General features: G+C 58.6%; 13 protein-coding genes. 5 read left to right on the top strand and 8 right to left on the bottom strand.

Annotated elements, in window-relative coordinates; all coding sequences use genetic code 11:
* Window positions 1–31 precede the first annotated feature (31 nt).
* From VGK23_12765 to acsC, 4 genes are all read left to right on the top strand, one after another.
* Window positions 32–1,057: an alpha/beta hydrolase gene (locus tag VGK23_12765; protein ID HEY3421416.1), complete on the top strand. Its 1,026-nt coding sequence runs from the start codon at window positions 32–34 to the stop codon at window positions 1,055–1,057.
* Between the two features lie 202 nt (window positions 1,058–1,259).
* Window positions 1,260–5,333 (top strand): acetyl-CoA decarbonylase/synthase complex subunit alpha/beta, encoded by a 4,074-nt coding sequence (gene acsB, locus VGK23_12760; protein ID HEY3421415.1) that lies wholly within the window; start codon window positions 1,260–1,262, stop codon window positions 5,331–5,333.
* 20 nt (window positions 5,334–5,353) lie between these two features.
* On the top strand, window positions 5,354–6,310 hold the full coding sequence (locus VGK23_12755; protein HEY3421414.1) for an acetyl-CoA decarbonylase/synthase complex subunit delta: 957 nt from the start codon (window positions 5,354–5,356) through the stop codon (window positions 6,308–6,310).
* 1 nt (window position 6,311) lies between these two features.
* The gene (gene acsC / locus VGK23_12750; GenBank protein HEY3421413.1) at window positions 6,312–7,637 is read left to right on the top strand and encodes an acetyl-CoA decarbonylase/synthase complex subunit gamma; all 1,326 of its coding nucleotides are present in this window, start codon (window positions 6,312–6,314) and stop codon (window positions 7,635–7,637) included.
* 45 nt (window positions 7,638–7,682) lie between these two features.
* On the opposite strand, the gene VGK23_12745 is transcribed toward acsC, so the two are convergent.
* The 6 genes from VGK23_12745 to VGK23_12720 all read right to left on the bottom strand — a co-directional run bounded on the left by VGK23_12745 (window position 7,683) and on the right by VGK23_12720 (window position 11,416).
* Window positions 7,683–8,012: a hypothetical protein gene (locus tag VGK23_12745; protein ID HEY3421412.1), complete on the bottom strand. Its 330-nt coding sequence runs from the start codon at window positions 8,010–8,012 to the stop codon at window positions 7,683–7,685.
* Between the two features lie 20 nt (window positions 8,013–8,032).
* Window positions 8,033–8,479 (bottom strand): hypothetical protein, encoded by a 447-nt coding sequence (locus VGK23_12740; protein ID HEY3421411.1) that lies wholly within the window; start codon window positions 8,477–8,479, stop codon window positions 8,033–8,035.
* 78 nt (window positions 8,480–8,557) lie between these two features.
* A complete protein-coding gene (locus VGK23_12735; GenBank protein HEY3421410.1) occupies window positions 8,558–9,310 on the bottom strand; it encodes an AAA family ATPase in 753 nt (250 codons plus the stop codon).
* Between the two features lies 1 nt (window position 9,311).
* Complete coding sequence (locus VGK23_12730) at window positions 9,312–10,361, bottom strand: hypothetical protein (GenBank protein HEY3421409.1); 1,050 nt, start codon at window positions 10,359–10,361, stop codon at window positions 9,312–9,314.
* Between the two features lie 109 nt (window positions 10,362–10,470).
* A complete protein-coding gene (locus VGK23_12725; protein ID HEY3421408.1) occupies window positions 10,471–10,827 on the bottom strand; it encodes a hypothetical protein in 357 nt (118 codons plus the stop codon).
* A gap of 175 nt (window positions 10,828–11,002) precedes the next feature.
* A complete protein-coding gene (locus VGK23_12720; protein HEY3421407.1) occupies window positions 11,003–11,416 on the bottom strand; it encodes a pyridoxamine 5'-phosphate oxidase family protein in 414 nt (137 codons plus the stop codon).
* A 76-nt stretch (window positions 11,417–11,492) separates the two neighbouring features.
* Between VGK23_12720 and VGK23_12715 the strand changes: the two genes are divergently transcribed.
* Window positions 11,493–12,224 (top strand): winged helix-turn-helix domain-containing protein, encoded by a 732-nt coding sequence (locus VGK23_12715; GenBank protein ID HEY3421406.1) that lies wholly within the window; start codon window positions 11,493–11,495, stop codon window positions 12,222–12,224.
* Here VGK23_12715 and VGK23_12710 read toward each other — a convergent pair whose 3' ends face one another.
* Together VGK23_12710 and VGK23_12705 are read right to left on the bottom strand one after the other, a co-directional pair.
* Window positions 12,225–13,115, bottom strand: a complete 891-nt coding sequence (locus tag VGK23_12710; protein HEY3421405.1) for an amidohydrolase family protein — start codon at window positions 13,113–13,115, stop codon at window positions 12,225–12,227. It abuts the gene before it with no gap.
* 1 nt (window position 13,116) lies between these two features.
* Entirely contained in the window at window positions 13,117–15,060 is a 1,944-nt protein-coding gene (locus tag VGK23_12705) for an ASKHA domain-containing protein (protein HEY3421404.1), read from the bottom strand.
* Window positions 15,061–15,094: the final 34 nt, after the last annotated feature.

Here is a 15,094-nt window from a genome sequence, read left to right as displayed (position 1 = left end):
ATCGGGATCGCTCATCTCCTGAGGCGGAACGATGGGTGAAGGCACATCGGGACCTGTCACAAATATCGACAGGGCTCCATCGGCCAGAGGCATCTCCGAGAAGATCTGGGTAAAGATCAATGGCATCGAACAGGGCATGTTCATCAGGAGTAGGGACAGTATGAATCCGGTCCTCCTCTTCCTGCATGGCGGTCCGGGAATGCCGGAGTTCTTCCTGACGAAGAGGTATACTACCGGTCTTGAGGAACTTTTTACCGTCGTTTGGTGGGAGCAGCGGGGAACAGGGCTCTCCTATAGTAAGGACATTCCGCCTGAGACCATGACCGTCGAACAGTTCATCTTGGATACGCTGGCCATGACCAATCATCTACGGGACCGGTTCGGCCAGGATAAGATCTATCTGATGGCCCATTCGGGCGGAAGCTTCTATGGGATACAGGCGGTGGCCAGGGCACCTGAGCTTTTCCACGCCTACATCGGCGTGGCCCAGATGTCATACCAGCTCAGGTCCGAGATGCAGGCGTACTCGTATATGCTCGATAGGTACAGGGAGAACGGCAACCGGAGGATGGTGAGGAGGCTGGAAAAGGCTGCGCCGTCCATGACCGTACCATTGCCGCCATCCTACGATTCGATACGTGACAAGGCAATGCATCGTCTGGGCATAGGAACGACCCGCGACATGAGGTCGGTCGTCACCGGCGTTTTCATCCCATCGTGGCTGAGCGGAGAGTACACACTGAGAGAGAAGATGGACATCTGGCGGGGCAAGTTCTTTTCCATGCGATTGCTGCGGGACACCATCTTCGCAACGGATCTGACCGGAATCGTGAAAGAACTGGAGATCCCGATCTATTTCTTCTCGGGCAAACACGATCATACAGTCTCCTACACGGAGGCTAGATCATATTTCGAAGGGCTGAAGGCGCCGCTGAAGGGATTCTACACCTTCGAACTTTCAGCGCACAGCCCCATGTTCGAGGAACCGGAAAAGATGAGGACTATCCTGAGAGAGGATGTGCTGGCAAGCAAGATCGACCTGGCCGATGCACTTTAGTGGACACAGGATCGTCAATGGTCATGCCCTTCTCCCCAAGACCTGTTCCCGCTTGAGCAATGTTGACCATTATCATGCTGGAGCATCATTTTCGAACGCTGCTTCCGGGGGTTAGAATCGAAAAGCAAATATGTAGTCACAACATGGCACGAACATCAGGACCGGTCCAACTCGACTTGGACCAGCCCCAGGAGATCATCCAATGGCGACCAAGAGGAAGGGCACCCTGGAACGCACCTGCGACGCCGGGGGAAAGGAGTGCATCGAGACAGCGGCCGCCAAGAAGATCGAGACCGCCTGGGACCGGTACGAGCTGATGCAACCTCAATGCGGTTTCGGAGAGCTCGGGATCTGCTGCAACAACTGTCTCCAGGGTCCCTGCCGCATCAACCCCTATGGCGGCAAGCCGGAAAAGGGGATCTGCGGGGCAAGGGACTACACGATCGTGGCCAGGAACCTCATCCGTCACATCGCCGGGGGCACCGCATCCCATTCGGGCCACGGCCGCCACCTGGCAGACACGCTGCGCAAGGTGCTGGACGGCAAGGCCCCATCATACTCGATCAAGGACGAGCAGAAACTGAGGCGGGTATCTGAACGGCTCGGGATCAGCAGCCAGGGGAGATCGAAAGAGGACCTGGCCCGGGCGGTCCTGGTCAAAGTGTTCGATGACTATGGACGGAGCGAGAAGCTTCCCTTGAGCTTCACCACCGCCACCATCACCAAGCAGCGCACCGAACTTCTCGGATCGCTCGGTGTCATGCCGGACTCGATCGACCATTCCATCGCCGACGTCATGCACCGCACGTCGCTGGGCTGCGACGCCGATCCCTTGCCGCTCATCTTCGGCGGCATCAGCTGCGCCATCGCCGATTACAACGGGATGCAGATATCCACCGACCTATCGGACATACTGTTCGGCACGCCCCGGCTGGTCCACACCTACGCCAACCTGGGCGCCCTCAAGGAAGAGGCGGTCAACATCGCGATCCACGGCCATAACCCGGTGCTCAGCGAGATCATCGTGGACGTCGCCAGGACGATGGACGAGGAGGCGCGCCAGGCGGGCGCGTCGGGGATCAACATAGTCGGTATCTGCTGCACCGGGAACGAGACCATGATGAGAAAAGGGGTCTCCATGGCGTCGAACTTCGCTTCGCAGGAGCTGGCCCTGGCGACCGGTGCGGTCGACCTGCTGGTGGCCGACTACCAGTGCATCATGCCATCGCTCTCGGAGATCTGCTCTTGCATGCATACCGAGATGATCACCACCATGAGCAACGTCCGCATCCCGTATGACACGCACGTCCAGTTCCGGGAAGAGGATGCGGAAGCATCGGCCAGGTCGATCATACGGATGGCCATCCAGGCATTCAAACGCCGGGAACCGGCCAAGGTCAAGATTCCCAACGTCAAGTATGATGTGGTGGCCGGGTTCAGCACCGAGCAGATCGAGGAGCTGTGCACTCCGTTCGTACCGGAGGACCCCCTGGTCCACATAGTCGAGGCCATCAGGTCCGGCCAGATACGCGGGATCGCGCTGCTGGCGGGCTGCAATAACCAGAAAGCGGTCCAGGACCACAACCACCTGACCATCGCCAAGGAGATGATCAAGCACGATGTCCTGGTGCTGACCACCGGCTGTTCCGCCGGTGCGTGCGCCAAGAACGACCTCCTATCCGCTGAGGCCACCGAGAGTTACGCAGGGCCCGGACTGAAAGCGTTCATCCGGTCGCTCGAAGAGAAGAACAACGTCAAGCTCCCTCCGGTATGGCATATGGGCTCGTGCGTCGACAACACCCGGGCGGCAAACCTGGCCAAGGAGATAGCGGTGCGGATGGGAACGGACGTTTCCGGCATACCGTTCGTCGTCTCGGCGCCGGAGGCGAACCACGAGAAGGCGGTGTCCATCGGCACCTGGTGCGTCGCTCTAGGCATGCCGGTCCACGTCGGCACCATCAACTATATCCACGGTTCATCGCTGGTCACCGAGGTTCTGGAGCATTCGGCGGGTGATGTCTTCGGAGGCCACTTCATGTTCGAGGCGGACCCTCACAAGGCCTCGCATCGACTGCTGAACACCATCGAACGCCGGCGCTGGATGCTTTCGCTCGATAACCATTACTCGGTCGAAGAGGGCAAGAAGCTCTCCAACCAGCGCCTGTTCCGCATGGCCATAGACGGCGCGCTCATCTCCACCGGCTTCGCCGACCAGTTGCTGGGCGTGGCCATCGAGAAGCATGGTTACGACAAGAAGATCGAATACCCGGAAACTGCCTACGAGCTACCTTCGATCTATGCCTGGGACGGATCCGAGGCAAAGAAACTGGGCGACCTGCCTGGCATCCTGGGCAAGGTGCGCGGCAAGATCAGGGAGACCCCCAACCTGGAGAACGCCCTGATCGCCGGCGAGGCCACCATGGTGGCGGCCGAGATAATCGAGTCCCTGAAGTACATCGACGATGCCAAGCCTTACGACGGCACCATGTACACCGGCTTTGTCCCCGACCGCATATTGCGGCAGCTGGGTCTGGCCTTCGTCGACGACACCATCCCCGGGGCGGCGGTCCTGGTCGGCACGGCCAAGGACCCGAAGCAACTGGTCAGGACGGTCAGGGAATGTCAGAGCAAGGGCATGCTGATATTCGCCACCTACGACACCGTGAGGCAGCTCAAGGACAACGGCATCCACATGGGCCTGGACATGATGCTCTACCCGGTCGGGGAGTTCACCCAGGTGATCCATGCGCTCAATTTCGCGATCCGGGCGGCGCTCTCGTTCGGCGGAGTGCAGAGGGGGGACCGGGAACGCCTGGAAGGCTACATGAAGAAACGTCCGAAGGTGTTCGTCCTGCAGCTCGGACCGCTGGACGCCATCAAGGCATCGGCCGAGTTCGCGGTACTTCTGAACGGTTCCCCGGTGGTGGCCGATCAGATGCTGGAGGGCATACCGGACCGTTTCGTGACCCAGATCCCGGAAAACATGCTGCAGACCGCCATCGAACTGAGGGACATCAAGGTAAAGGCAGCATCGGTGGACGTTCCGGTGGCTTATGGGGCAGCCTTCGAGGGGGAGACGGTCCGCCGTCCCGATACCTACGTGGAGGCGGGAGGCGCTTCGAAGACCCTCACCTTCGAGCTGCTCAGGATGAGGGACGAGGCGGACGTCCAGGACGGCAAGGTCACCGTCATCGGAAAGGACGTGGACCAGATGGCCGAAGGCTCGATCACTCCGCTGGCCATCATCATAGACGTTTACGGCAAGAAGATGCAGGAGGACTTCGAGTCCGTGATGGAGCGCCGGATCCACCTGTTCCTGAACTTCGCCGAGGGGGTCTGGCACACCGGACAGAGGAACCTGAACTGGCTTCGTCTGAGCAAGAACGCGGTGGCCGCCGGTTTCCGTTTCAAGCACTTCGGGGACATCCTCATCACCAAGATGAAAGAGGAGTTCGGCAACATCATCAGCCGGGTCCAGGTCACCATCGTCACCGATGAGGAGGAGATCAGGCGCCGGCAGCCGGAGGCCATGGAGGTGTACGCCAAGAGGGACGCCCGGATGGCCGGCCTGACCGACGAGGCGGTGGACACGTTCTATTCCTGTCTCATGTGCCAGTCGTTCGCGCCTGATCATATCTGCATCGTGACGCCGGAAAGGCTCGGTCTGTGCGGGGCGATCAACTATCTGGACGCGAAGACCGGCAAGGAGATATCACCGACCGGACCGAACCAGCCCATACCGAAGGGCGAAACGGTTGACGCTGTCAAAGGCCAATGGACCGGGGTCAACCAGGCGGTCTACGACCTCACGCACCACAAGCTGGAGCGGTTCAATGCCTATACTCTGATGGAGGACCCGATGACCTCCTGCGGCTGTTTCGAGTGCATCGTGGCCATGACCGCGGACGTCCAGGCGGTCATAGTGGTCAACCGGGAGTTCCCGGGCATGACCCCGGTCGGAATGAAGTTCTCGACGCTGGCCGGTTCGATCGGCGGCGGAAAGCAGACCCCCGGTTTCATCGGCGTCGGCAGGAAATACCTTATCAGCAAGAAATTCATCCCAGCCGACGGCGGTTTCCTCCGCATCGCGTGGATGCCAAAGGATCTAAAGGAAGCGATGCGCGGAACGCTGGAGAAGAGAGCGGCGGAACTGGGCGAACCGGACTTCGTGGACAAGATCGCGGACGAGACGGTCACCACGGAAGCGGACGGACTGACCGAGTGGATGGCCAAGGTGGACCACCCAGCTTTGAGGATGCCGCCGCTGCTGCAGTAACAATCAGGAAGGTCATTGACATGGTCGAGGTTCCAATCCCCAAGGAGAAGTGGACGGGCAAGATCGGCGTACTGGAGCTAGGCGCTTCGGCGGAGAAGGGCGGCTCAAGGGGGAAGAAGGTCCTGGTGGGCGGAAGCAACGGCATGCCCTTCCTTTCGTACGAAGGGACATCACCTAACCGACAGGTCATCGCCGGGGAGGTCATGGACACCACCGACGAACTTCCCAAGGCGGTCGCCGAGTTCTTCGGGGACGCCGTCAAGGACCCGGTCCAGTGGGCCAAGGCCTGGGTGGAGAGATACCACGCCGAGGTCATCTGCCTGAAGCTCCTGTCGACCAACCCGGAGGAGGCGAACGCATCCCCCGAATCGGCCGCCGAGACCGTCAAGAGGGTGCTGGCCGCGGTCGATGTCCCATTGATCGTCTATGGATGCGGCCAGGAAGAGAAGGACGCCAAGACGCTGGAGGCGGTCAGCAACATCGCGCCGAAGGAAAGGCTGCTGCTCGGCTACGCCGAGGAAGGGCATTACAAATCCATATCGGCGGCCTCGATGGCCAACGATCATCCGCTCATCGCTTTCTCCAACCTGGACATCAACCTGGCGAAGCAGATCACCATCCTGCTCACCGATTTCGGGGTGAAGAAGGAGAATATAGCCATGGACCCGCTGATGGCCGGTCTGGGCATGGGACTGGACTACTCGTATTCCGTTAACGAACGCATCCGGCTGGCGGCCCTGATGGGCGACGGCATGCTGCAGCAGCCGATGCTGTGCGACTCCACCGCCTCGTGGAAATCGGCCGAAGCGTCCGACGACATCGTCGGCTACGGGGACGCCAAGGAAAGGGGCATCTGGTGGGAGGCGACCACCGCGATAGCGGCGCTGGTCTCCGGGGCCGATATACTGGTCATGAGGCACCCGGGAGCGGCAGATATCGTGCGTGAGGCGCTGGACGATCTCAGGGGAGGGAACTGATATGCCGACCGCCATCGAGATCTTCAAGCACCTGCCGAAGAAGAACTGCGGAGAGTGCAAGCACCCCACCTGCCTGGCGTTCGCCATGCAGCTGGCCAACCAGAAGGCTAAGCTGGAGGATTGCCCGTACGTCTCCGACGCTGGAAAACAGGCGCTCGCCGCATCGTCCGCACCGCCGATCCGTCTGGTCAAGGTAGGCACCGGAAAAGCGACGCTGGAAATGGGCGATGAGACGGAACTGTACCGCCACGACAAGAAGTTCTTCCATCCGGTCCGTTATTCCATCATCGTCCCGGACACATTGGCCGAGAACGATGTGGTCTCCAGGGTCCAGAAGGCCAACGCCATGCGCTTCGAGCGCGTGGGTCAGATCATGGCCCTGGACATGGTGTGCGTCAGGAACGATTCCAAGGACACCGCCAGGTTCGTGGCGACGGTGGAGAAGGTCTCGTCCTCGACCGAACTGCCGATCATCCTGGCCAGCGAAGACCCGGCGGCCATCAAGGCGGCTTGCTTGAGGATCTCGGCAAAGGTCCCGCTCATATCTGCCGCCACCAAGGCCAACCTGACCGAGATGGCCGCGGTGGCCAAGGAGTTCAAGTGCCCCCTGGTGGTCAGGGAGTCCAACCTGAACGACCTGGCCGACATGGTTGCCAAGGTGAAGCTGGCGGGGATCGAGGACATCGTCCTGGACTTCGCTCCCGGCACTCTCAAGGAGCTGATCGAGAAGAGCACCGTCATCCGCAAGCTCTCCGTCAAGAAGACGTTCCGGGGCTTGGGATATCCTCTGCTGGTGAACGCTCCGGCCGGGAACCGGGGGGTCACCATGGGCCTGATCTCGACCATGAAATACGGGTCGATCGTGGTGTTCGAGGAGCTCCTGCCCCAGATGGCCATACCTCTGTTCGTGCTGCGCCAGAACATCTACACCGATCCCCAGGTGCCGATCCAGGTCAAACCGGGCCTGTATCCCATCGGCAATCCGACGGAGGATTCGCCCATCCTGTTCACGACGAACTTCTCGCTCACCTACTTCACCGTGCTGGGGGACATCGATAAGAGCAAGGTGCCGGTCTGGTTACAGGTCGTCGACTGCGAAGGGCTCAGCGTCCTGACGGCATTCGCCGCCGGGAAGCTCACATCCGAAGGGGTCGTACACGACATGGACAGATCCGGTGCCAGGACTAAGTCGAAGAAGAACGTCCTGATCATACCGGGGATGGTGGCACGCATGTCACCGAAGCTTGCAGAACTGACCGGCATGAAGATCGTGGTAGGGCCGAAGGAGTCGTCGGGGCTCCCCAAGATGCTCAAATCGCTGGAGTGACGAACCCTATCCATATCGACATGTGCCCAGATCGTGTTTCGCAGACTATTTTACCGTAATGCTCACGACAGCGAAGATAGCGTACAGAGCGCCGACCGTGATCAAGGTGGCCACCAGGTCTGTGAAGAAGCAATAGAACCAGGCCCATCGCCGGTCATCATAGAAACGGAACTGCCGGAGCGAATTGATGAACGCCCCCCAAGAGGAGACCAGTGAGACGAAGAGAAGGAAGAAGAAAGCCATCAAGCGCCCTTGGTTCTTCTGGACAATGACGTTGAAACCCTCAAAACCGACAAGTGACACTGCAAAGAAGAATGCGACGAGGGACACGATCAGCATGATCGGGGCCCACTGTATCCTTGAATCAGATGCCATTTCCAGCGAACACCTTTGCATTACCTAGTTCGTTTTGCTCCGACAATGCCGCCGTTCCACCCTTTCTCCCGTTTCAGAAATCCAGCGAAACGCTTGAACTTTCCGGTATATTCGGCGAAAATGGATACTAAGTTGATCTCGATGGCGATCAGGGACAGAAGCACCAATATCCGGCCGAGGGTGTCGGAGAAGATGTATTCTCCCAACAGGATGATGGCCATGAAGGTCACATTCAACGACCTTACCAGATATCTCATCTTGAATCCCGGCAACGCGAGCAGTTCGACGAACCGGAGCAAACCATAGGTTGCAGTTGCCACCGCAGTCAGCGCCACGACCAGATATTTATCGCCTTGATCAGAACCGGTCCAGACCTCTATAACGCTGCGCGTGGCGACAAAGACCATGAGCAGAGCGAACCATGTACTGGTGCGCGAACGGTCGAAGAGGCTCGCTATTTTTCCCATCCTGATACCAAGCCAGACAACCGGGGGCGCCTTTTCAATCTTTTGATATCGAAGACCTTGACCAAAGGAACGGCCTGATCACTTCAGAGTGCTGGCGAGCTCATTGACGGCGCGATAGAACTGACTATAGGTATCAAGCTGGACCACCGGAGAGCCGGTGACAGCCATTTCCTCGACCTTCCTGTCGAACGGCAGGTAGACCACCGAGCCGAATCCGGCGGCGTCTATCTCCAGCCTGACCGCGTCCGCCACCGTCCCCTGGACCCGGTTGACCACCAGCACACTGCGGCCAACTTCGATCTCCATACCCTTGGCCAGGGCCATTATCCTCTTTCCCGTCTCGACGCCGAGCTTTGTGGCGTCGGAAACGATCAGCAGCACGTCCATCCTCTTCGTGGTCCGTCGGGAGAGGTGCTCCATGCCGGCCTCGTTGTCGATGACCACATAGTCGTATGCGTCCATCGCCTCATCGATGAACGTCCTCAGGATGTTGTTGATGTAACAATAACAGCCGCGGCCCTCCGGCCGTCCCATCGTGAGAAGGTCGAAGTTACTGCCCTCCACCTTCGCCATCTCCATCTGGTAACGGACCAGCTCGTGCTTGCTGAGGCCTGCGCTCAGCTCATCGGCCTTGCGCAGAAGGTCCTCCCTCAGTTCGCCGATGGTATGCTCGACCTTCATGCCCAGCTTGTCGCCGAGGTTGGAGTTCGGATCGGCATCGATGGCCATCACCACCGTTCTGGTCCGTTCGGCGATGACCTTGATCAGGAGCGCCGACAGGGTGGACTTGCCCACTCCTCCCTTGCCGGCGACGGCCACGATGAAGGTCACCTCAATCCTCCAGTCCGTTCTTCGATCGTATCGCCTCGGATACGCCGACCAGCAGATCCAGCACATGAAGGGCTTCGGCCTCGCTGAGACCGCCCAGTCCACATTCCGGCGTGATCATCGACTGTTCGAGCAGCCTGTCCCGGTTCAGACCTTTGGCCACCAGTTCGTTGATCGTATGATCGAACTTCGCCATGATTGTGTCCACGTTCTCATTCTCCAAGCGGTGGCTCATATTGGGGATGAGCCCCCAGCACAGAGTGCCGCCCCGTTCCAGAAAAGCCTTCAATTGTTCTGGATAGAGGGAGACCGAGAAGGCGTAGTTGTAGGCGTCGAACGACAACAGGTCCACACTGGTCGAGAGGACCATCGGCCAGTCAGTGTTACCGCAACAGTGCAGCCCACGTACCGCCTTGACCCCTTCCAGCACCTCATCTATCCAGGAAATGACATTGTCCGCCGAGACGGAGGCAAAGGGCGTTCCGATCAGAGATAGAGAAGGCTCGTCGAGAAAGATGATCACCTTGTCCGAGAGTTTGGCCAGCTGACGCTCCTGCCATCGGGTGCACATGTTCAGATTTCTGCGTATGATCTCCCCGTAGGCCTCATCATATATCGTCGGCCGTCCGTTCTGGTCCACTATCTGGAGGCCGGCACTTACCGGTCCGATCACCTGGCCTTTGACCGCGACGACACCAGATGGCATCTTTCGTTTCATCAGCTCATAGAACCCGGAAAAGCAGTCCTCCGGATAGGCGAAGCTGTCCACATCATCGTTTATGATCCGATTGTAGAAATCCTCCGGATCGTAGCTGCCCAGGTCCACTGTCACCCTCTTGTTCTCCCGGTCGATGACCACTCCCGGCAGGTTCGTGGCGTATTGGGCATACATATTCTCCTGGAATCCGCGGGCAGGCAGCTGGGGCCAGCAGGGGACCTCATGAAGCCGGCTGACTATCTCGTCGAGTGCTTTGATCGGGTCGCTGAAGGGCATCGATCCGATGCACGTCGGTGCGCAGTTCCAGGCCATGGCCCACTCTATTTTACCGGGCATACAAAAAGTTTCCTTGTCGGCGATGCTGGACTATGTTGTGCACATGTGTTGATAATTTATGAGGCACAACCGACATCTGCCTGGATCGATGGAGGCAACTGATGCCCGGTCATGACCCTGCGCGTTTGGTCTTTGATCCGACATACCATTCCCTGCCGAAGAACGTCGTTCCCCAGGCGTAGCAGATCGATTTTACCTGTACATTCTTGGAACGCTGCTCAGGAGAGACGATGACCGAACACGATACGTAGGCCAGGTCAAGCATCTCGAAGAGAACGCTCTCGGCATTGAAATCCGCGTTCCGGTATGATCCGACGATCTGCTCTTGGGTCATGGCGGTCTTGTTGCTGTCCTCATAATCGATCATCATGCCAAGGATGTTCAACATGGCATTTGTATGCCTGAGGTACCTCTGCTCCTCCACGGTCAACGTGGAATTGCTGAGCAACGCTGGTTTCCCGAACATCCTGATCCCGCCGTTAAGGGAACCATTGAGTTCAATATTTGAGTATAACCATGGGGGCATACGGCAATGGTCGTGGTCGCAACGACGATTGTCTATGCTCGAGTCACGACTCATCAATAGTAAGATTGGATTAAAAAAATCAATTCGGCCGTTCGCCCGGCCAGGGTTTGAATGCTTAAGCGATCTTCTTGCCAGCGTTGTAGTTGGCGCTCTCGTCCCAAACGCCCGTCGGCTCGAAGGTCCATACAGCGCTTGCCGAGAGGCCGAGGGGCTTCAATGCGGCGTTGGTGCCGTCGAACAGCGGTCCGGAGGTCAGGTTGTCCTTGACGGTGGCGGTGACCAGGAAGGCCTTCATTTCCGAGTTCACGAGTATGCATATCTGCTTGTTGGCCTTCTTTGTGGCCTGAAGGTTGGCGTTGGAGGTCTTCATGAGCACGGCGCCAACGGATATCAGGTTGGGGGCCGGTGCGCCCATGCTTCCGACGCGGATCGAGTGGGGCGTTCCGTCGGCGGCGACCGTGGTCAGGACCTTGACGGACTTCGGATCGTTCAACAACGCAGCGACTTCCTCTGGGAGCTTGACTGTCATTATTTGCACCTTGACGTACAATGATTATGCTAATAAATAAGTATTATTATTTAATAGAAACCTATTACACCCTGAGATGAACCAAGAAGAGATCGTCGTCCGGCTAGAGAGATTGAGGGTGGAGATGGATTCCCTCGGGCAGGAATTGAAGAGGTCCAACCAGGAGATGATGCGCTCGAGCATGGATGGAGTCATCAGGGATGCCCTCTCCAAGAATGGACGTGACATGCTGGACCGGGAACTGGGAAAGCTGAGAGGCCAGTCCACATGCGAGAACCGGGGACGATGCCTGGACTCGGTCAACAATGTGGCCTCCGATGCCATGGCCGCCTACCTGGCGGGCGATACCGACGGCGCATTGAAGCTCATCTCATCGCTCGAGGAGAACATTCGTGGAATAGCCTCTCCCTGCGGCGACGAAGGATGTTCGGACGACTGCCTGCGTCTTATGGACGATGTCAGGGAAAGGATCGCCCTATCGGAAAAGCTACGGATGGCAGCCGATGGAGGAGGCTCTTTGCCGATCAAACAACCGGTGACGGCGGAGGATGTCTTCCGTTCACTAGACCCACTATCACACCCGGCCCGGGTCGAGATCCTCATGCTGTTGTCCGGAGGCGATCTAAGCTTCACCGAAGTGAGCAAGAGACTGAATCTCAGGACAGGTCACCTCCAATATCATATGAAATCCCTGCTGGACGCCGGCTATGTCAACCGCAAGGTCAACCGTGGCCCATTCTCATTGACCAAACAGGGTTCGATCGCACTGAATTCGGCGATGGAGATGGCCAGGCGCCTAAGGGCCTGATCAGGACCGCATCATCTTCAGGAAGTTGCCGGAGAAAAGCCTCTCCTTGGCCTCGTCCGTCCCCCACTTCCTTTCTTTGACGAACTCGACCCAGTTGGACTGGCAATAGGCCAGGTCGAACAATGGCCAGTCTGAGCCGAAGAAGATCCGGTCGGGCATTCTCTCCGAGGCCTCCCTCAACCGGGCCTCGGCCATGTCCGGCTGCGAGGGCAGCCATCCCTGGAGGGCCGAGCAATCGGCATAGACGTTGGACCTTATGGAAGCCAGCTGGTAAAGTTCCTCCCGGTACTTGCCGCCCAGATGAGCGATCACCAGTTTCATCCTCTCGCGCTTGGACACCACCTCATGGAACAGCTCAGGACGGGCCAGCTCGTCGTTGAGAGGACCCCAACTGGCCCCGGCATGCGTGACCAGGATGAGGCCCAGCTCATCGATCAGGTCGAAGAACGGCGCCATCTTCGGATCGTTCGGCCTCCATCCGGTGGATGGATAGACCTTGACCCCTTTGGCGTCGTGTGCCTTGACGTATTTGTCGACCAGGCGGAGCGCCTCCCGACCTCTTTGAGGGTCAACTCCGACGAATGGGATTAGCCGATCGCCAAAGGAATCGCAATACTCGAAGACCCAGTCGTTGTACTGTTCGATGTTCTCCCTCACCGGACCGACCAGTCCGAAGTCCAACGGAAGGATGACCGACCTGTCGATCTTCGCCAGGTCCATCGTCTTTACTGGTTCTCCTGGCTCGGTCTCGGCGGTCAGCCAATCCTTTTCGCCAGGTTGGCCGCCGAAGAACATCTGGTCGAGCAGTATCAGCGGTTCGAGGTATGCCTTCATCATGACGTCCGGAAGCATGGTCCGTTTCCAGATGTGCACATGGGTGTCGATTATCATCTCATTCGCCCTTCTGTGAAAGGTTCTCCAAAGAAGGGAACTGCGATTGGTCCGTGTGGGGAAGGAACGATGCCGAGGTGAAGCGGTCAAAGAACGATGCGCTGGTGGTCAGTTCCAGATAGGTCATGGACCGATGCACCTCCAGGGCCTCGTCCCTCTTCCTCTGTGACATCAGGGCCAGCCTGGCCCCGCCCAGGGAAGCGTTGCCTATGAAGCTGAACTTGTCCCTTGGGACATCGGGCAACAGGCCGATGGTGATGGCGTTATTGACGTCGATGTAGTTGCCGAAGCCGCCGGCGACGTATATCCGGTCCAGGTCAACGAAGGTCATGTCCACGCTCTTCAGCAGCACTTCGCACGCCGCATATACCGCAGCCTTGGTCCGGATTATGTTGGCCAGGTCATCGTCGTTGACCGCTATGTCCTTCGCCGGCAGGGCCTTGGTGATCATTCCGTTCATCGAAGGCGGTATCTTCAGCTTCGGCTGTCCTGTCTCCTTCGCCCAGGCTACGACGAACTCCCGGCCGTTGTCGGTCTTCCTGACCCGGTCGGTCCTTACCTCTTGGATCCTTCCCTTCTTGTCGACGATCCCGGTCCGGAACATGCTGGCGATCAGGTCGATGAGGCCTGAACCGCACAGACCCATCGGTTTCTGGCCAGCGATGGTGGAATACGTGACGCCGAACGAGCCGTCGATGGATATCCGCTCGATCGCCCCGGGCATGGCCCTCATGCCGCAGGCCACCTCCCCGCCCTCGAACGCCGGTCCCGCCGAGCACGAGCAGGATGCCATCCAATCCTTACCGCCCAGGACGATCTCCCCATTGGTTCCGACGTCAATGAGGAGCGAGATCCCATCCTGATCCCGCATGCCGCTGGAGATCACATCGGCCACGATGTCTCCTCCGACGTAGCTGGCCCTTCCGGGGACGCAGTACACCGGCGCCTCCGGATGGATCTCGATTCCGAGTTCCTTGGCCTTGACCGAGGGCGGGATGTTGGTCACCGAGATGTATGGGTCGTATCGAATGGTCTTCGGATGAAGTCCCAGGAAGAGATGGACCATCGTTGTGTTTCCGCCGACGGCCATGGCGGTGATCTCCTCCTTGCATACCCTGGTATTGGTGGCCTTGCATTTGTCCGAGTTGTTGCTGACCTGGGTAAGGAGGTTGTTGATGGTATCTATGACCAGCTGGTGTAGGCGATCGAGACCTCCGTCCTCGGCGAACGCGATCCTTGCTAGAATGTCCTCCCCGCACATTATCTGCTTGTTGTAGGCGGATGCCTGGGTGACCACGTTCCCGCTGGACAGGTCGATCAGCGAAAGGACCACGGTGGTCGTTCCGATGTCCAGGGCTATACCGAAATTGCGGGAGGTGGTGTCCCATTCGTTGACCTCGATCACGGAGGGATTGATGGAGGAGCGGTCCAACACCGGAGTGACCCTCCATGCGGTGCGCCTCAGGGTGCATGGAAGCTCCTTTAGGACGCTCAGCGGGAATAAAAGGGCGCCAGCCTCCAGTTTCAACGCGCATTCGATGCGCTCCCGATCGCCAACGCTGTTGTCGAGCGTGGGAGGTTGGAGTTCCAGATAGACCGCCGACGACAAGGGTGAGACCTCTTCGATCTTTGAGCCGAAGTATGTCTCCAGTATCTGCATCTCGTTGAGCCGGGTCTCCTCCGGGACATAGGCCACGGTGTCCCCGAGAACCTTGGTCATGCAGGCCAGCCGATAGCCCATGTTCCAGTCATCGGGCATTATAAGGTCGGTCTGCTTGGAACCGAAATTGCCGCTCACGATCATCCGGCAGCGTCCGCAGGTCCCCTTCCCCCCGCAGGCGCTGTTGACCTCCACACCGGCCAGGAAGGCAGCCTCCAGAAGGGTCGATCCTTCTTCGACCTCGACGGTGGTGCCCTTGGGATAGAATCTGACGGAAACGCTCATCGTGATTCGAATCGATTAACTGTTATATAATCCA

The sequence above is a fragment of the Methanomassiliicoccales archaeon genome (genome assembly GCA_036504055.1).
In the GTDB taxonomy this organism is placed as follows: domain Archaea; phylum Thermoplasmatota; class Thermoplasmata; order Methanomassiliicoccales; family UBA472; genus DASXVU01.
Note: the sequence above shows the minus strand (reverse complement) of the source record. Positions and strands in the feature narration are given on the sequence as shown.